The sequence below is a fragment of the Parazoarcus communis SWub3 = DSM 12120 genome, from assembly GCF_003226565.1.
In the GTDB taxonomy this organism is placed as follows: Bacteria; Pseudomonadota; Gammaproteobacteria; order Burkholderiales; family Rhodocyclaceae; genus Parazoarcus; species Parazoarcus communis.
Genome location: NZ_QKOE01000002.1, coordinates 175,477 through 191,929 on the forward strand (window position 1 = coordinate 175,477; position 16,453 = coordinate 191,929).

At 64.0% G+C, this 16,453-nt stretch carries 13 protein-coding genes; 9 read left to right on the forward strand and 4 right to left on the reverse strand.

All coding sequences use genetic code 11. The annotated features are described in order from the left end of the window. Positions 1 to 18: 18 nt before the first annotated feature. Positions 19 to 723, reverse strand: a complete 705-nt coding sequence (locus DNK49_RS04410) for an EF-hand domain-containing protein (protein WP_110523123.1) — start codon at positions 721 to 723, stop codon at positions 19 to 21. A 350-nt stretch (positions 724 to 1,073) separates the two neighbouring features. Here DNK49_RS04410 and DNK49_RS04415 point away from each other — a divergent pair, with 350 nt between their 5' ends. The 3 genes from DNK49_RS04415 (at position 1,074) to DNK49_RS04425 (ending at position 6,755) form a co-directional block, all read left to right on the forward strand. Further along, positions 1,074 to 1,784 (forward strand): response regulator transcription factor, encoded by a 711-nt coding sequence (locus DNK49_RS04415; RefSeq protein WP_110523299.1) that lies wholly within the window; start codon positions 1,074 to 1,076, stop codon positions 1,782 to 1,784. A gap of 107 nt (positions 1,785 to 1,891) precedes the next feature. Further along, entirely contained in the window at positions 1,892 to 3,007 is a 1,116-nt protein-coding gene (locus DNK49_RS04420) for a HAMP domain-containing sensor histidine kinase (RefSeq protein WP_110523300.1), read from the forward strand. A gap of 151 nt (positions 3,008 to 3,158) precedes the next feature. Beyond that, positions 3,159 to 6,755, forward strand: a complete 3,597-nt coding sequence (locus DNK49_RS04425; protein ID WP_165843264.1) for an EAL domain-containing protein — start codon at positions 3,159 to 3,161, stop codon at positions 6,753 to 6,755. A gap of 48 nt (positions 6,756 to 6,803) precedes the next feature. On the opposite strand, the gene DNK49_RS24940 is transcribed toward DNK49_RS04425, so the two are convergent. Continuing rightward, on the reverse strand, positions 6,804 to 6,938 hold the full coding sequence (locus tag DNK49_RS24940; RefSeq protein WP_279386403.1) for a hypothetical protein: 135 nt from the start codon (positions 6,936 to 6,938) through the stop codon (positions 6,804 to 6,806). Between DNK49_RS24940 and DNK49_RS04430 the strand changes: the two genes are divergently transcribed. Next, the gene (locus DNK49_RS04430) at positions 6,937 to 8,550 is read left to right on the forward strand and encodes a methyl-accepting chemotaxis protein (protein WP_110523125.1); all 1,614 of its coding nucleotides are present in this window, start codon (positions 6,937 to 6,939) and stop codon (positions 8,548 to 8,550) included. The two genes, DNK49_RS24940 and DNK49_RS04430, sit on opposite strands and share 2 nt — an antisense overlap. A gap of 51 nt (positions 8,551 to 8,601) precedes the next feature. Here DNK49_RS04430 and DNK49_RS04435 read toward each other — a convergent pair whose 3' ends face one another. Beyond that, a complete protein-coding gene (locus DNK49_RS04435) occupies positions 8,602 to 9,579 on the reverse strand; it encodes a LysR family transcriptional regulator (protein ID WP_110523126.1) in 978 nt (325 codons plus the stop codon). 119 nt (positions 9,580 to 9,698) lie between these two features. Here DNK49_RS04435 and DNK49_RS04440 point away from each other — a divergent pair, with 119 nt between their 5' ends. The 4 genes from DNK49_RS04440 (at position 9,699) to DNK49_RS04455 (ending at position 14,221) form a co-directional block, all read left to right on the forward strand. Continuing rightward, on the forward strand, positions 9,699 to 10,157 hold the full coding sequence (locus DNK49_RS04440) for a (2Fe-2S)-binding protein (RefSeq protein WP_110523127.1): 459 nt from the start codon (positions 9,699 to 9,701) through the stop codon (positions 10,155 to 10,157). Between the two features lie 11 nt (positions 10,158 to 10,168). Next, positions 10,169 to 12,382, forward strand: a complete 2,214-nt coding sequence (locus DNK49_RS04445) for a xanthine dehydrogenase family protein molybdopterin-binding subunit (RefSeq protein WP_110523301.1) — start codon at positions 10,169 to 10,171, stop codon at positions 12,380 to 12,382. Positions 12,383 to 12,477: 95 nt separating this feature from the next. Continuing rightward, positions 12,478 to 13,497, forward strand: a complete 1,020-nt coding sequence (locus DNK49_RS04450) for an XdhC family protein (protein ID WP_110523128.1) — start codon at positions 12,478 to 12,480, stop codon at positions 13,495 to 13,497. A gap of 265 nt (positions 13,498 to 13,762) precedes the next feature. Further along, the gene (locus tag DNK49_RS04455) at positions 13,763 to 14,221 is read left to right on the forward strand and encodes a bacteriohemerythrin (protein ID WP_207806882.1); all 459 of its coding nucleotides are present in this window, start codon (positions 13,763 to 13,765) and stop codon (positions 14,219 to 14,221) included. A gap of 42 nt (positions 14,222 to 14,263) precedes the next feature. On the opposite strand, the gene DNK49_RS04460 is transcribed toward DNK49_RS04455, so the two are convergent. After that, the gene (locus DNK49_RS04460; RefSeq protein ID WP_110523129.1) at positions 14,264 to 14,902 is read right to left on the reverse strand and encodes a pyridoxamine 5'-phosphate oxidase family protein; all 639 of its coding nucleotides are present in this window, start codon (positions 14,900 to 14,902) and stop codon (positions 14,264 to 14,266) included. A 92-nt stretch (positions 14,903 to 14,994) separates the two neighbouring features. Between DNK49_RS04460 and pdxR the strand changes: the two genes are divergently transcribed. Then, a complete protein-coding gene (gene pdxR, locus DNK49_RS04465) occupies positions 14,995 to 16,431 on the forward strand; it encodes a MocR-like pyridoxine biosynthesis transcription factor PdxR (protein ID WP_207806883.1) in 1,437 nt (478 codons plus the stop codon). Positions 16,432 to 16,453: the final 22 nt, after the last annotated feature.

Genomic DNA, 16,453 nt, shown 5'->3' on the forward strand with positions numbered 1-16,453 from the left:
AGTGGGCGCGGCGTCCGATCAGGCGTTGACCGAGATGGCGGCAGCGGGACGGGTGCCCTGTTCGCTGTCGCCGTAGGCCTGCATCAAGCGCATGATCTGCATCATCACCTTCAATCCATCGTCGCTGCTTGCACCGCTGGCCGCTGCCGTGCTGGTGCCCGTACCTGTCGCCGCGGCGCTGCCGTCCGCGGCCTGCTTGGCGGCCATTGCTTCGGTGAAGCTGACCTTGCCATCCCCGTCGGTGTCGGCCGCAGAGAAGTTGTTGAGCACGGTTTCGAGCAAGTCGGCTCGGACATCGTCGGTGTCGCCAATCTCGGCAAGCTGCGCGTTCAGTTCGTCTTCGGTGAATCCGCTGTCCTGGGCCGGCGGGGGAGGTGGCGGCATGCCGCCCATGCCGCCCATTGCACCCTGCATGCGCAGGCTGTCGAACTGCTGGTCGAGCTGATCCGACAGGCGCTGCAACGAGTCGGTCAGCTCGGTCTGCGTCAGCTTGCCGTCGCTGTCGGCGTCGAGTTGCGCAAAAACCTCGTCCAGCTCGCTTTCGCCTGTGCTGCCGATCTGGCTCAGCGCCGATGCCAGGTCGGATTTCTCGAGATAACCCTGGCCCTGGGTGTCGAGTGCGGAAAACAGCTTGTTGGCCATGTCGGCGGCACTGGGCCGGCGCATGGCGCTCATGCTTTGCATCATCGCGGCAGTGCTGCCGACGCTTCCTATGCTGCTCATGAAAATCTCCTGGGTATCGATCCGGTCAGAATGGGTGTGTGCACACCCTCGATATTGAGCAAGATCGCAGCCAGATACCGCGTCGATACAGGGAAAAATGGGTAAATCAATGCAAAGTGATGTAAAGAAGATATGCCATATGCGCTGATCCGGCAGGTCTGTCCGGTGGCGTGAAGAGCTGGCGGGTCAATTTCGTGATTGCGCGTCCGGCTGCCGGCAGGATTTGCCGCACGCGGCAGGTCGTGGCGTCCGGTGCGGCAATCATTGCCGACAGGCAGTGTGCTGTTGCAACGCGTAAATGCACGTAAAGGCGTGCAAAAGGCGAGGCATGATCCCCTATGATCAGCGGGATGAACCCGGAAAGCCCCACCGAAACGCCCCCTTGCGTACTGCTTGTCGACGACGATGTCGAGCTCGTGGGCTTGCTGCACGACTATCTGGAAGGCGAAGGCTTTGCCGTGACGGCCACCCATGACGGCGAAGCCGGCGCGAATGCGGCACTGTCCGGTCACTACGACATTGTCGTGCTTGACGTGATGATGCCAAGGGTCAATGGTTTGCAGGCCTTGACCCGTATCCGCGCGGCCAGCCAGGTCCCGGTGCTGATGCTGACCGCGCGTGGCGACGATACCGATCGCATCGTCGGACTCGAGCTGGGGGCCGACGACTATGTAGCCAAACCGTGCACACCGCGCGAGCTGGTCGCGCGCTTGCGCTCCATCCTGAAGCGCGCAGGCGGGCGTCGGGATGCCCCAGCCGCGGTGTTGAGTGCGGGTGGCCTGCAGTTGTGGCCCGGTGCCCGCCGTGCCGAATTCCTGGGACGCCGGCTGGATCTGACTGGAACCGAATTCAGCTTGCTGGAGGTGCTGGTGCGTAACGCGGGGCGACCGGTCGACAAGGCGACCTTGTCCGAGCAGGCGCTTGGCAAGCCGCTTTCACCCTACGATCGCAGCATCGATGTACATGTCAGCCGTATCCGCCAGAAGATGGGACCGCTGGCCGATGGTCGCTCGTCCATCCAGACCGTGGTCCGCAAGGGCTATCAGTTGCTGGTGATCTGAGGACGTGTCTTGATGATGAGTTTGCTGCACCGATGGCGGGATCGAGCCAGGACCGTCAGGGTGCCTGTCCAGGTGTTGTCACGGGGCTGTCGGGCAGGGAGCTGAACATGGGCAGACTGTTCTGGAAGTTCTTCGTGTATTTCTGGCTGGCGCAGGTGCTGACCTCGATCGGCGTCGGGGCGACGATCTGGCTGACACATCGCGATGATCCCGGACCTCAGCAGGGGCGTGGCGGTCCGCCGCCCGAGTGGGTGACGCCTGGCGCGGGTCGCGCACCGCCACCTCCGCCGCCCATGCCGCCGCCGGGCGGGCTGCCGTTTCCACTACTGCCGCTGCTTGCAGGTGGCGTGGTCAGTCTGCTGTTTGCCGCGGCATTGGCGGTTCACTTCGCACGCCCGATCAGGCGGCTGCGTGCGGCCTTCGAGGACCTGGCGGACGGTCGCCTCGATACCCGGGTGGGGGCCGCCTTTGCTGGGCGTCGCGACGACCTGGCCGACCTGGGCGCTGACTTCGACCGCATGGCCGAGCGCTTGCAGCAACTACTGGACAGCCAGCGCAGCCTGTTGCACGACGTCTCTCACGAGATGCGCTCTCCACTGGCCCGTCTTCAGGCCATGGCCGATCTGCTGCGCCAGCGTCCCGAGCGTTCTGCCGAACTGCTCGAACGGCTTGAGCGTGAGACCGACAGGATGGATCGTCTGGTCGGTGAGTTGTTGAGCCTGGCGAGGTTGGAGGCCGGCGGGGGCGCTGCGGCCGGTGATCCGCTGGATCTGGTCCAGGTGCTGACGCAGCTGTGCGCGGACGCTGGGGTTGAGGCAGAGCGACTGGCCTGCCATGTCGAGCTTGATGCGCCACCTCATCTGCCCATGGTGGGGCATGCGGCCCTGCTGCAGCGGGCGGTGGAAAATGTGGTTCGAAACGCCTTGCAGCATTCGCCTTCGGGCGGGCATGTCCGGGTACGTGCTGCAGTGGTGAGCGCGCATGCCGTGGTCACGGTCGAGGATCAGGGGCCGGGGGTTGCGGTGGATGAGCTGCCCGCGATATTCCTGCCCTTTCGCAGGGGTGAGCGGGCAGGTCCGCATGAGGGTTTCGGGCTGGGGCTGGCGATTGCTGCGCGCATCTGTGCCCAGCATGGCGGAGATATTCAGGCCAGCAGATTGCCTGACGGCGGCTTGCGGGTGACGCTGCGCTTCAGTGTGCCCTCCGCCGGTGCCGCTGCGTAGCCCGAACAGGATGAATGAACGTCAAAAGTGACATAATCAATAAATATACTATAACTTTAGGTGTAGAATGGGCTCGTGTGTGCACCCGTCAGCGGTAACAGACGGGTACGATATCTGCCACGCATGCGAACATGCCGAGCCGAGTCCCTTCATGACTGCCAACCTGCCACATCCCGTCCCCGACGCGTTCGAGATCTTCCCTTGGAGCAGCAATCTTGAGACGGGTATCCAGGAGATCGACGAGCAGCATCACAAGCTGGTCGATCTGCTCAACCGGCTTGCGCAACAGTATGTCGAAGGTGCTAACGAAGTCGAGGTGACGCGCATTCTCGATGGGCTTGCCGACTATGCCGATTACCACTTTCGCACCGAGGAAGCGGTATGGCGCAGCGGACTGGAAGGCGATGCCTGGTTCGATTCACATGTCGACAGTCACGGCGCCTTCTTTGCCCGGATACAGATCCTGCGTGCCGGGCAGGAGCCCTTCGCTCAGCGGGTCGACAGCCTGTTTGCCTATCTGACGCAGTGGCTGGCCTATCACATCCTGGAAAGTGACAACCGCATGGCGACGGCTTTGCGGGCCGTACGCGAGGGGTGCTCCTTCGATGAGGCGCATGTGCGGGCCGAACAGGCCTTGAGCGGGGCGGCCGGGGTGCTGGTCCGCACCGTGCTGTCGATGTACGAGCGTGTTTCGGCTCAGGCGCTGGCGTTGATGCGGGAGAAATTTGCACGCAACCGGGCAGAAGCGGCGCTTCAGGACCAGGCCGCATTGCAGCGTGCTCACGACCGGCAGGCGCTGGCGGGGGAGCTTGCCCGGGGCTTGCTGGCGTGCAAGGGTGAGGCGTTCGATTCCGCCTTGAACGCTGCCCTGCGGCGGGTGGGTGAAACGCTTGCAGTCGACCGGGTGCTGGTCTTCCTGGTGGCGGACGATGGTCAGTATTTCGGAAACGCCTACGAATGGTGCAGTAGCGGCACGCGTGCCCTGGTTGCCAGCATGGCGCGTCAGCCCCTGTCACGCATCGGATGGTGGATGGACACCCTGGCGCGGAAAGGCTTGATCGTCTTGTCCGATCCCGAGTCCTTGCCGCCGGAAGCCGCCTACTCCGCCCAGCAGATCCGGGATGCCCAGGTGAAGTCCCTGTGTGCGGTGCCCTTGCGCCAGGGCAATGACGACATCGGTTTTCTCAGTGTGGATGCGGTTCATCGGGCTCGCGACTGGAGCGACGATGACATCGAACTGCTGCGTCTGGTCGCCGGCATGGTGACGTCGGCACTGTTGCGCCGACGTTCCGAGCGTGACAGCCAGGCCAGTCTGGCGCGCTATCAGGCCTTGTTCGAGTCGATTGCGGATGCAGTGATCGTGGCGGACGATGTCTCGGGCCGTGTGACCCAGGTCAATCGGCAGGCCGAGACCTTGTTCGCCTGTCCTGCCCACGAGTTGGTCGGCCGGCATTTCACTGAACTCCATCCGCCGGCGCGACTCGATGCCGAACGCGCGGATTTCTCCCGTGCCTTGAACCAACGTGATGAGCTTTTCGTCCACCGCTCGGTGATCCTGCGTGCCGACGGCCACGAGGTGCCGGTGGAGCTGAGCAGTGGGCGCCGTTTCGAACTGGGCGGGCGGCGTTTCCATGTCGGCGTCTTTCGCGACATCACCACCAGGCTGCGTGACGAGGCGGATCTGCAGGAGCAGCGCGAGCGACTGCAGAACGCAATCGATGCGATCGAAGCCGGTACCTGGGACTGGAATGTCGATAGCGGAGAGCTGCGTATTGACGAGCGCTGGGCGGGCATGATCGGTTATCACCTGGATGAGCTCGCTCCCGCCGATATCGGGACGTGGGAGCGTCTGACCCATCCGGATGATCTGGCCGAGGCCATGCGCCGGCTGTCGCGGCACTTCGATGGGCATGATGACCACTATGAGGTCGAGTTCCGCATGCGTCACCGGGCAGGCCACTGGGTATGGGTTCGGGCGCAGGGGCGGGTCATCCGCTGGCATGCGCAGGGGCAACCCGCGTGGATGGCGGGTGTTCATGTCGATGTGACCGCGGACAAGCTGCACCAGCAGCAACTTGATTTCGTCGCCCATCATGACGTATTGACCCGCCTGCCCAATCGCAGCCTGATCACCGACCGCTTGTCGATGGCGCTTGCCGAGTGTCGGCGCACCGGGCAAGCCCTGGCCGTGGCCTATATTGATCTGGATGGTTTTGCCGACATCAATGCACGTTATGGACGCCATGCGGCCGATGAGTTGTTGATCACGCTGACCGGCCGTTTGCGCGAGCAATTACGCGAGAGCAACAGCCTGGCGCGCATTGGTGGCGATGAGTTTGCCGTGGTGATCAACGGCCTGATGCGAGCTGACGACTGCTTGCCTGCAGTGGCCAGGCTGCTCGACATCGTGTCCCGCCCGATGCAGATTGGCAGTGATACCTTGTCCGTGTCGGCAAGCATCGGCGTGTCGACCTTCCCGCAGGTGACCGCGGTGGATGCCGAACAGCTGATCCGCCAGGCCGACCAGGCGATGTACCAGGCCAAGCTTGCCGGCAAGAACCGGTTTCATGTGTTCGACCCGGAGCACGATCGCACGCTCCGCGGTCGTCACGAGAGTCTTGAGGCGATCCGCCATGCGCTGGTGGCCGGTGAGTTTGTGCTGCACTACCAGCCCAAGGTCAATATGCATACCGGCGAGTTGCTGGGCTTCGAGGCCCTGATTCGCTGGCAGCATCCCGAACGCGGCCTGCTGCCGCCCGCGGCCTTCATTCCGGTGATCGAGTCCCACGCGCTGTCGGTGCAGGTGGGTGACTGGGTGATCGAAACCGCGCTGGCGCAACTGGCACAATGGCGTGCCCAAGGTTTGCGCACGTCGGTCAGTGTCAACATCAGTGGTGAGCAACTGCAGGATCCAGGCTTTGCCGACCGACTGCAGAGGCAGCTGGCAGCATGCCCCGAGGTCGCACCCACCCAGCTCGAACTCGAGATTCTGGAGACGGGTGCGCTCGAAGACATGGCGCATGTCTCCTCCCTGATCGAACGCTGTCACAGCTTCGAGGTCGAGTTCGCGCTGGACGATTTCGGTACCGGCTATTCGTCGCTGACCTATCTGAAGCGACTTGGGGCGCAAACAATCAAGATCGACCAGAGTTTCGTCCGCGGCATGCTCGATGACCCCGAACATGTGGCAATCATCGACAGTGTCCTCGGTCTCGCAAGAACCTTCGGACGTCGTGTGGTCGCCGAGGGCATCGAAACTGAAGCACATGGCGAGATGTTGCTGCAACTCGGCTGTCAGATCGGCCAGGGCTATGGCATTGCTCGGCCCATGCCTGCTGCTGCCGTACCCGACTGGATTGCTGCGTGGCAACCGCCTGCATCTTGGGTGCATACCGAAGCCATCCGCCACGATGACGTTTCCGTGCTGATCGCCGAGGTCGAGCACCGTGCCTGGCTGCTGGCGCTGCAGTCCTACCTCAGGGGTACCCAGTCTCAGCCGCCGGCGCTCGATGGTCAGCGTTGCCGCTTCAGTCGCTGGTTGGCCAGTACTGCGACGATCAAGCGGCATGGTGACAAGCCGGCATACGCAGAACTGTGTCGTGTGCACGGTGAAATCCACCAGCTGGCCGCCTTGCTCGCAAGTGATCCGAAGACTGCACCGGACGACTTGAGCGCGGGGCTCGATCGCTTGTCGGCACTGCGGGATCAGTTGATTGACGCCTTGCGCGGCTTGAGGGCTGTAGCCTGATCTTCCGTCGTTCGAAAAAATTCATTCAAGTTTGCTGAAACCGGGTCGTTAGCGCGCAATATGCACGCGTGCTTCGATCTGGGCGGAAAAGGGTTGTCCGCTGCAACCATCCACATAACGAACGTCGGCTACAGCCAGGCCTGCCCAAGAGACCGGACGCAGGCCCAGCCAGGAGAGCAACATGACAATCGCCAACAGAATGCAACTGCTGCTGGCCATCCTGATCACCGCCCTGGTGGTGGTCGGGGCGGCAGGCCTGGTTCAGATGAGCCGTATCAACGGCATGGTGGTGTATCAGGGCGAGAACATCCTGCCCAGTATCGAGACGCTGGCCCTGGCGGATCACCAGGTGCTCAATTTCCGGGGCCTGGTATTGCTGCATGTGCTGGCGACGGATGCCGAAGCGATGGGCAAGGTCGAGGCCAGGCTCGCCGAGACCCGCAGCGCGGCGGAGCAGGCGCTCAAGGCCTACGAGCCCCTCATCAGCAACGATGAGGATCGGCGCTTGCTTGAGGCTGACCGGGCGGCGCTCAAGGCCTATCTGGAGTCGGCTGATCGCGCGCTTGCGCTGTCCCGGGACAATCGCAACGAAGAGGCCCAGGCCCAGGTATTGGGCGATGGTGCGACGCGCGCACGCGAATTGATTGAAACCCTGCGTCGTCATATGGATTTCAACGAGAAGATGGCTTCCGACTTCGAGAAAGAGGCAGAGTCAAGCTATCAGTCCAGCTTCATGATGACGGTCGGTCTGGTGCTGGCGGCAGCGATTGGTGGCGGTGTGTTCGGCATGCTGACCTATCGCCGGGTGGTCGGCTCACTGAAGTCGATGAACGAGGTCATTCAACAGATTGCCTCCTCACTGGACTTCACCCGTCGGGTGACGGTGCAAGGTAGTGACGAAGTGGCTGATACAGGGCGTGCCTTCAATCAGCTGATCGAGCGCGTACAGCAAAGCCTGCACGCGATGGCCGATCATGCGGGCAAGGTGTCCTCGGCTGGCACCAGCCTGGCGACCTCGGCACAGCAGGTTTCGATCGGGTCGAGTGAGCAGAGCGAAGCGGCGTCGGCGATGGCTGCGGCGGTCGAGGAAATGACGGTCAGCATCAATCATGTTGCCGAGCGCGCAGCCGACGCCAATAAGCTGGCTACGCGAGCAGGCGAGGATGCGCATAGCGGGGCCGAGGTGATTGGACTGACGCTGGCCGATATCCGGCGCATCGACGAAGCGGTGCGCAAGGCGGCAGACCGCGTGCGTCAGCTTGATGCCGACAGTGCCAAGGTCAATGCGGTGGTGACGGTGATCAAGGAGGTGGCTGACCAGACCAACCTGCTGGCGCTCAATGCGGCGATCGAGGCGGCACGTGCGGGTGAGCAGGGACGTGGATTCGCCGTGGTGGCGGACGAGGTGCGCAAACTGGCCGAACGTACTGCGCAGTCGACACAGGAGATCTCCTCCACCATGGAGGCGATGCAGTCAGGGGCGCGCAACGCGGTGTCCGGCATGGACCAGGCGGTGGAGCAGGTTGAGCGTGGGGTGGTGCACGCCCAACAGGCGGAAGAGTCGATTCGCCAGATCGAAGACGGGTCGGCACGTACCGTGGAGATGGTTGCGGAAATCTCGGATGCGATACGCGAACAGAGCGTCGCCAGCTCCAACATTGCACAACAGGTGGAACGGGTGGCGCAGATGACCGACGAGAACAGCGCCGCGGCGGGCAGTACCTCGGACACCGCTCATGTGCTGACCGGGCTGGCGCGGGAAATGCAAGCCGAAGTGTCCCGCTACCGGGTGTGATGCCACGGAGGGTGTGGCCCGTCAGTTGCTGGTGGGCACATCCTTGACACTTTATCGCAAGGGCTTTCCCTTGCCCGTCTCCAGCGCTTCGATCAGGGGTTGATCATGCGGAGGCGGCGCATTGGCCTGCTGGAAGTGATCGATGAATACCCGCAGGCGCGCGGGCATCTGTGCGCGACTGGGAAAGTAGAGGTGGGCGCGGTTCAGGCTGGGGGCGTGTGCATCCAGCACGCTGCGCAGACGGCCATCGCGCAGGTCGTCGACCACCATTGATTCGACCACCTGGGCCAGCACCAGATCGCGGCGCACCAGGTGCAGCTCTGCGTCCACGTCGTTGACGATGAAGCGCCCGTCCACCTCCACCTCGATCGACTCACCATCGCGCTGAAAGTACCAGCGCGACAGCCGGCCGCTGGTCGGGTAGCGAAAGCGGCTGCAGTCATGCTGCGCCAGGTCCTCGAGCGTCTGTGGTGCGGGATGGCGGGCGAGGTAGGCCGGGGTGGCGACGGTGATCAGGCGTTCGGGCTGGCCGATGGGCACGGCAATCATGTCCGCCTCGATATTGCCGGCGAAGCGCACCCCGGCATCGAAACCGGCCGCGACAATGTCGCTCAGGCCGTCATCCAGCGCGAATTCCAGACCAATTTCCGGATAGCGTTCGGCAAAACCCGGAATGTGCTCGGCGAACAGACGGGCGAAAGCCATCCGTGGCAAGGTGATGCGCACCCGTCCGGTGGGGCGGTCGCGGTGGTCGTCCAGCGCATTGATTGCGCTACCCAGTGTGTCCAGCCCGCGGCGCACGCCATCGAGCATGCGGCTGCCTTCTTCGGTCAGGCCCACCCGGCGGGTCGTGCGCGCCAGCAGGCGCACCCCCAGGCGCTGCTCCAGCGCACGCATCGATTGCGACAGGGCAGAGGTGGAGAGGCCCATCTCGGCCGCCGCGCGGCTGAAGCTGGCGTGGCGGGCGATGCATTCGAAGGCGGCTAGCGCGGGCAGGAGCGCGGGGTCTATTGTTAAGTATGGCTTCATGACTTTTCCATCATTACGCGGTCGATCTTAACGGAATAAGGGTCTAGTCTGCTGTATTCGGTCCGTCTGCCAGATGAGCGGACGATCGCCCCCGCATTTGCCCCTGGGAGATTCTTCGCATGACGTCCTTCACCCTCAATGGCCGGCCGGTCAGCGCCGACCTGCCCGACGATACCCCGCTGCTGTGGGTGGTCCGCGACCACCTCGATCTCACCGGCACCAAGTTCGGCTGCGGCATGGCCTTGTGCGGTGCCTGTACCATGCACCTGGACGGCGAGCCCATCCGCTCCTGTTCCACGCCCTTGTCGGCCGCGGCCGGCAAGTCGCTGACCACCATCGAAGGCATCGGCGAGGCGCGTATCGGCGCAGCGGTGCAGGCGGCCTGGCAGAAGCTCGATGTGGTCCAGTGCGGCTATTGCCAGTCTGGCCAGATCATGTCGGCGGTCGCCCTGCTGGCATCCAATCCCAAGCCCAGCGATGCCGACATCGACGCGGCGATGAGCGGCAACCTCTGTCGCTGCGCCACCTATGTGCGCATTCGCGCCGCCATCCACGAAGCCGCTCAGGCCCTGGCATGAAGGAGCGCGACATGACGAATCTGACCCTGCATAACGTTTCCCGCCGCAACTTCCTGAAGGCCGGCAGTGGCCTCACCCTGGCCATGGTGCTGCCGCTGGCACACGCGGCGCCAGCCGGTGTCGCCGGCCCGGGCATTGCGGGCAGCGGCCCGCTGGCGGCGGGCAGTTTCAGCCCCAATGCCTTTGTCGGCATTGGCACCGATGGTGTTGTGACCGTGCTGTCCAAGCATCTGGAGATGGGCCAGGGGGTGTATACCGGACTGGCCACGCTGGTTGCGGAGGAGCTTGACGCTGATTGGAGCAAGCTGGTCGTCGAAGGCGCACCGGCCGACGCGGTGCGCTACAACAACCTGTTCTGGGGCGCGGTGCAAGGCACGGGCGGTAGCACGGCCATTGCCAACTCTTTCGAACAACTGCGTCAGGCGGGTGCGGCGGCACGGGCGATGCTGGTCCAGGCGGCCGCGGCGCGCTGGTCAGTGCCGGTGGCCGAGATCGTGGTTGCCGAAGGCGTCGTCAGCCACCCGGCCAGTGGGCGGCGCGCCGGTTTCGGTGAGCTGGCCGAGGCGGCTGGTCGCCTGCCAGTACCCGAAAACGTGGTGTTGAAGGATCCGAAGGATTTCAAACTGATCGGTCGTCGTGCGCCGCGTACCGACAGTGTGGCCAAGACCACCGGACGGGCGATGTTCACCCAGGACGTCAAGCTGCCCGGCATGCTGGTCGCCGTCGTTGCCCATCCGCCGCGCTTTGGTGCGGTCGTACGTGAGGTGGATGACAAGGCGGCGCGCGCCCTTCCCGGGGTCGCCGAGGTGGTGCGGATTCCGTCCGGGGTGGCGGTGCTGGCTGGCGATTACTGGACGGCGAAGCGCGCCCGTGAGGTGTTGAAGATCGATTGGGACGAATCCAAGGCCTGGCGCGGCAGCTCCGGTCAGATGTTTGCCGATTATCGCAAGCTCGCCGCCGGGCCGGGTGCGGTGGCGCGCCGCGATGGCGATGCCGACAAAGCACTGGGCAACGCGGCCAGGGTGATTGAGGCAGAGTTCGTTTTTCCCTACCTTGCGCACGCGGCAATGGAGCCGCTCAACTGCGTGATGCGGCTGGATGCGAATGGCTGCGAGGTGTGGAACGGCGAGCAGTTCCAGACCGTCGATCAGGCGACGTTGGCGGCGATCCTTGGCCTCAAGCCCGAGCAGGTCAAACTGAACATGCTTTATGCCGGTGGCAGTTTCGGCCGTCGTGCCAATCCGCAATCCGACTATCTGGTCGAGACTGCCCATATCGTCAAGGCGATTGGTGGGCGGGCGCCGGTCAAGCTGGTGTGGTCGCGCGAGGATGACATGCGTGCCGGCTATTACCGTCCGGCTTACCTGCACCGTTTGCGTGCGGTACTGGACGAGAAGGGCCGGCCGCTGGCCTGGGCACAACGCATCGTCGGCCAGTCGATTGCGCTGGGCTCGCCCTTTGAGTCGATGATGATCAAGGACGGGGTCGATGCGATCTCGGTCGAAGGCGCCGCCAATCTGCCGTATGCGATTCCGAATCTGACCGTGGATCTGCACACCACCAACGCCACGGTGAAGGTACCGGTGCAATGGTGGCGTTCGGTGGGCTCGACGCATACCGGTTTTTCTACCGAGGTCTTCATTGACGAACTGGCGGCGGCAGCCGGCGCCGATCCGGTGGCGTACCGGCTGGCCTTGCTGGAATCGCACCCGCGCCATGCCGCGGTGCTGAAGCTTGCGTCCGACAAGGCGGGCTGGTCGCGTCCATTGTCAGCGGCAGCCGGCGGCAAGCGGGGTCGCGGCGTGGCAGTGCATGAATCCTTCAGCAGCTTTGTCGCCCAGGTGGTGGAAACCACGGTTGCGGCAGATGGCAGCTTCAAGGTTGACCGGGTCGTGTGCGCGGTCGATTGCGGCATCGCCATCAATCCGGATGTGATCCGTGCGCAGATGGAGGGCAGCATCGGCTTTGCGCTGGCGGCGGCGCTCAGCGGCGAGATCACGCTCAAGGACGGGCAGGTCGAGCAGTCCAACTTTCATGATTATCCGGTGTTGCGCATCAACGAGATGCCGTTGGTCGAGGTGTATATCGTGCCTTCGGCAGCAAAGCCGTCCGGGGTGGGGGAACCCGGGGTGCCACCGCTGGCACCGGCGCTGGTCAATGCCCTGTTCGCCGCGACTGGCAAGCGCATCCGGACCTTGCCGATCGGCGAGCAGTTGAAAACCTGAGTGGCGGGACTGCGTGCAGGCGCCCGGGCTGGCAGGTCCGGTTCCTGCTTGTCGCGAGGGTGAGTCCAAGGTGAATGCAAGGATGTATCGAGAACATGGATAGTCTGGATCTGGAAGTGTTGCAGCGCGCTCGCGCCTGGCTGAGTGCCGGCCGGCAGGTGCTGCTGGCCACCGTGGTGCGCACCTGGGGTTCATCGCCACGTCCGCCGGGCGCATTGCTGGCCTTGCGGGACGATGGTCGCGCAGTGGGTTCGGTATCCGGGGGGTGCATCGAGGATGACCTGATTCACCGCCTGCGCGCGGAAGGCATGCCGACGCGGGCTCAGTTGGTCAGCTATGGGGTCGGGGCCGAGGAGGCGCGTCGCTTCGGCCTGCCCTGCGGTGGAACGATGGAGTTGGTGCTTGAGCCCTTGTCGGAGGCCGGGAGCCTGACGGCATTGCTCGATCGTCTGGCCGCCGGGGAGCTGATTGAACGCCGGCTGAGGCTGGCCGATGGCAAGGTCAGCATTGGGACAGCGCACGCGGAGCAGGGCCTGTCTTTTGACGGTGAGGTGTTGACCAGTGTATTCGGCCCGCGCTACCGCTTGTTGCTGATCGGTGCGGGGCAGCTGTCGGCCAGCCTTGCACGCATCGCGTTGAGCCTCGATTTTGCGGTGACGGTATGTGATCCGCGCGAGGAATGGTTCGAGGAGTGGAGCGTCCCCGGTACCACACTGACCCGTGAAATGCCCGACGACGTGGTGATGGCAATGAAGCCGGATGCCCGTACTGCGGTGCTTGCACTCACCCACGACCCCAAGCTGGACGACCTCGCGCTGATGGAAGCACTGCGTTCGCCGGCATTCTATGTGGCGGCCCTGGGTTCGCGCCGCAACAATGCCCTGCGGCGCGAGCGCCTGCGGGAGTTCGATCTCGACGAGGCCCAGGTTGCCGCCCTCAGAGGTCCGGCGGGGCTCTATATCGGTAGTCGTACGCCGGGTGAGATCGCGGTATCGATTGCGGCCGAACTGGTTGCAGTCAAGAACGGAGTGGTGGCTGAGCGCGTATTACCGGTTGCCGAAGCCAAGGCGGCACTCGAGGTCGCACAGGATACCTTGTCGGCGTGCCGGAGTTAGGCCTGGTTCCGGGCGTCTGGCGTCGTTGAGCTGCTTGCTTGCAAGGGGTGGGCATGGCTCGGGTGGTCTTGCCACGAGTGATTGACCGAATGATGACAAAGTCGTAATGTTTCGGGCGTCGCGTTAATCGAAGCCGGATTGCGCACGCTTGTCCCTATTACAAACGTGGCTATGCGCGGTATACCGTCGTTTGCCCACTCGCGAAGCCACCCGTCCATGTGACAGGGCGGCCTTCATTTTTTCCGTCATCTTGCCGGAGCCCCAATTGCCTATTGCCTGGACCCTCGATCTGAATACCGACATTCCGGTCATTGATCAACAGCATCGCCGGATCGTCGATTACATCAACGATCTCGAAGTCGCCAACACGGGGCACGACCGTGGCCTGGTGGGTCGCATCCTCGATGACCTGGTGGACTACACCCTGTCCCACTTTGCTTTTGAAGAGAGCCTGCAGGAAGAAGCGGGCTATCAGTACTGCAAGCCGCACAAACGGGTGCATGAACTTTTCGTCCGTCGTGTCGGTGAGTACGTCGAACGCTACCGCGCTGGCGAGGATATCGGTGTGGAGCTCCATACCCTGCTCAGCGCCTGGCTGATCAACCACATCAAGCGTGACGATGCCGACTATGTGGCTGCGGTGAAGTCCAACATGGTCGGTATCATTGCCGAGAAAGAGAAGAAGAAGGAAACCGGCGGATGGTTCCGCCGTTTCTTCAAGTAGTCCGGGTTTCCCGCCGGATCTGATCGATCCGGCGAGCACCCCCTATTTCAGCACCGGTGTCGCGGGTGTCTGCACCACGCTGTCGACCTCGGCAAGGGCCGGGCCGAAATGTGTCTGCAGTGGAATGACGCCGGCCCAGACCGGCCAGTCCAGGTCCTCTTCATCGTCCTTCACGCCCCAGGCCCGCACCTTGGCCGAAGCCTCGTCCAGCGCGATGCGCAGCAACCGGGTGGCATTGAGTTCCTTGTCGTGGATCGGGCGCAGGGTGTCCCAGCGCCCGGGCACGATACCGTCGATGAAGCGCTGCAGGCTATGGCGCTTGTGTTCGGGATCGACGATCTCCTCAAAGCGGCCATAGATCACCACAGAACGATAGTTCATCGAGTGATGCATGGCCGAGCGCGCCAGCACCAGACCATCGACCCGGGCCAGCGTGATGCAGGCCTCGCCCTCGCACAGGGCCTTGAGCAGGCGTGAGGCCTTCGCGCCGTGAATGTACAGATGCCCTTCTTCGCGCCAGTGTGAGGTCGGGATGGCGTGGACCGAACCGTTCCACTGAAAAGCCACGGTGCAGATGTGGCAGGCATCCACGATGGCGGCGATGGTAGCGAAGTCATGATGGCCGCGATCCGGCAGGCGATGCAGGCGGGTACGGGCGGAGGGGGCGGCGGTGGAGGACATGCGGTGATCCTGTGCAGATGAGCGGGATGTCAGCGTATGCTTGCAGTGGCTCCTGCGTAAGGGCCACAGATCATTCACTTTATGGAGCCACCGTGGTGCTCGACTGGTTGCTGAGCGAAGCGCTGCCGCCCCCTGGCATGTCACGACAGCAGGCGCTGTACCGTAGTTTGCGTGACGCCATCCTGACCCGCCGCCTGGCTGCTGGTACGCGGCTGCCCTCCACCCGGCAGCTTGCCGCCAGTCTGGGCATTGCGCGCAACACGGTGTTGTTCGCCTACGAGCAGTTGGTGGCTGAAGGCTGTCTGCTTGCCGGTCGCCACGGTACCCGGGTGGCGGACCTGCCGGTATCCGCGATGCCTGTCAGGCCTGCTGCGCCGCCTGATGGGCCGGGCTTGTCGGCACGGGCGGCGTTTGCACTGGAGCGTGAAACCACGGGTGAGCTCTCGAATCTGCCGTTCTGCCCAGGCTTGCCGGATCTGGGCGCCTTTCCGTTCCGCGCCTGGCGGGCCTGTCTCGAGCGAGCGTGGCGTGAGGCGGGATGGCGACAGCTCGCGTATGCCCGCGACGGTGGCGAGCCCCTGCTGCGCGAGGCGCTGGCCGAGCATCTGGCCAGCGTCAGGGGCTTTGCGGTCACGCCGCAGCAGGTGATCATCACCGCCGGCATGCAGTCCGGACTGGAATTGTGTGCCCGCCTGCTGGCCGACCCGGCGCAGATCGCCTGGGTGGAAAATCCGGGATATCCGGCAGCGCGCACGGCGCTCGGCCTGGCGGGCCTGAACCTGCATGATGTCGGGGTGGATGACGAAGGCCTGGCGCCCTCTGCGGAGGACTGGGCATGCCATCCGCCCCGCCTGATCATGGTGACGCCGTCGCATCAGTATCCGACTGGGCGGGTGATGTCGCTGGCCCGTCGGCTGGCGCTGCTGCAGCACGCCCGAGGGGCCGGTGCGTGGATCATCGAGGACGACTATGACAGCGAGTTTCGTCGTGATGGCGCGGCACTGCCCGCGCTCTACGGCCTGCAGTTCGATGCACCTGTCGTGTACGCCGGCACATTCAGCAAGACGATGTATCCCGGCTTGCGTATCGCCTATCTGGTGGTGCCGATGGCCATCGCGGAAACCTTTGTCCGCGCTGCAGGGCAGGCTACCCGACCCGGGCAGGGGATCGAGCAGATGGCGCTTGCCGACTTCATCCGCCGTGGCCACTACACCCGCCACCTGCGGCAGATGCGCACGCACTATGCACGGCGTCAGGCTGCGCTGCGCACTGCACTGGCACGCCATCCCGGGCCGGAGTTGAGGATTACCGGCGGTGCCGCCGGCTTGCATCTGGTGCTGTGGTTGCCGCCGGCACTGCCGGATCAGGAGGTGGTGCGGCGGGCCCTGGCTCTGGGTCTGGGGCCGCGCCCATTGTCAGACTATGCGCGTTCCCCCTCATCCTGCAACGGACTGGTGCTGGGCTACGGGACGCTGGCTGAGGACATGGCCGATGGTGCGGTTCGCCGCCTGCGCGCTGTCATGCAATAGCGGCACACTGCTTGCCCGATGC

What these genes read in the sequence shown, in the direction of transcription:
- DNK49_RS04410 (WP_110523123.1), bottom strand. Translation starts at nt 723, where the DNA reads ATGAGCAGCATAGGAAGCGTCGGCAGCACTGCCGCGATGATGCAAAGC.
- DNK49_RS04415 (WP_110523299.1), top strand. Translation starts at nt 1,074, where the DNA reads ATGAACCCGGAAAGCCCCACCGAAACGCCCCCTTGCGTACTGCTTGTC.
- DNK49_RS04420 (WP_110523300.1), top strand. Translation starts at nt 1,892, where the DNA reads ATGGGCAGACTGTTCTGGAAGTTCTTCGTGTATTTCTGGCTGGCGCAG.
- DNK49_RS04425 (WP_165843264.1), top strand. Translation starts at nt 3,159, where the DNA reads ATGACTGCCAACCTGCCACATCCCGTCCCCGACGCGTTCGAGATCTTC.
- DNK49_RS04430 (WP_110523125.1), top strand. Translation starts at nt 6,937, where the DNA reads ATGACAATCGCCAACAGAATGCAACTGCTGCTGGCCATCCTGATCACC.
- DNK49_RS24940 (WP_279386403.1), bottom strand. Translation starts at nt 6,938, where the DNA reads ATGTTGCTCTCCTGGCTGGGCCTGCGTCCGGTCTCTTGGGCAGGCCTG.
- DNK49_RS04435 (WP_110523126.1), bottom strand. Translation starts at nt 9,579, where the DNA reads ATGAAGCCATACTTAACAATAGACCCCGCGCTCCTGCCCGCGCTAGCC.
- DNK49_RS04440 (WP_110523127.1), top strand. Translation starts at nt 9,699, where the DNA reads ATGACGTCCTTCACCCTCAATGGCCGGCCGGTCAGCGCCGACCTGCCC.
- DNK49_RS04445 (WP_110523301.1), top strand. Translation starts at nt 10,169, where the DNA reads ATGACGAATCTGACCCTGCATAACGTTTCCCGCCGCAACTTCCTGAAG.
- DNK49_RS04450 (WP_110523128.1), top strand. Translation starts at nt 12,478, where the DNA reads ATGGATAGTCTGGATCTGGAAGTGTTGCAGCGCGCTCGCGCCTGGCTG.
- DNK49_RS04460 (WP_110523129.1), bottom strand. Translation starts at nt 14,902, where the DNA reads ATGTCCTCCACCGCCGCCCCCTCCGCCCGTACCCGCCTGCATCGCCTG.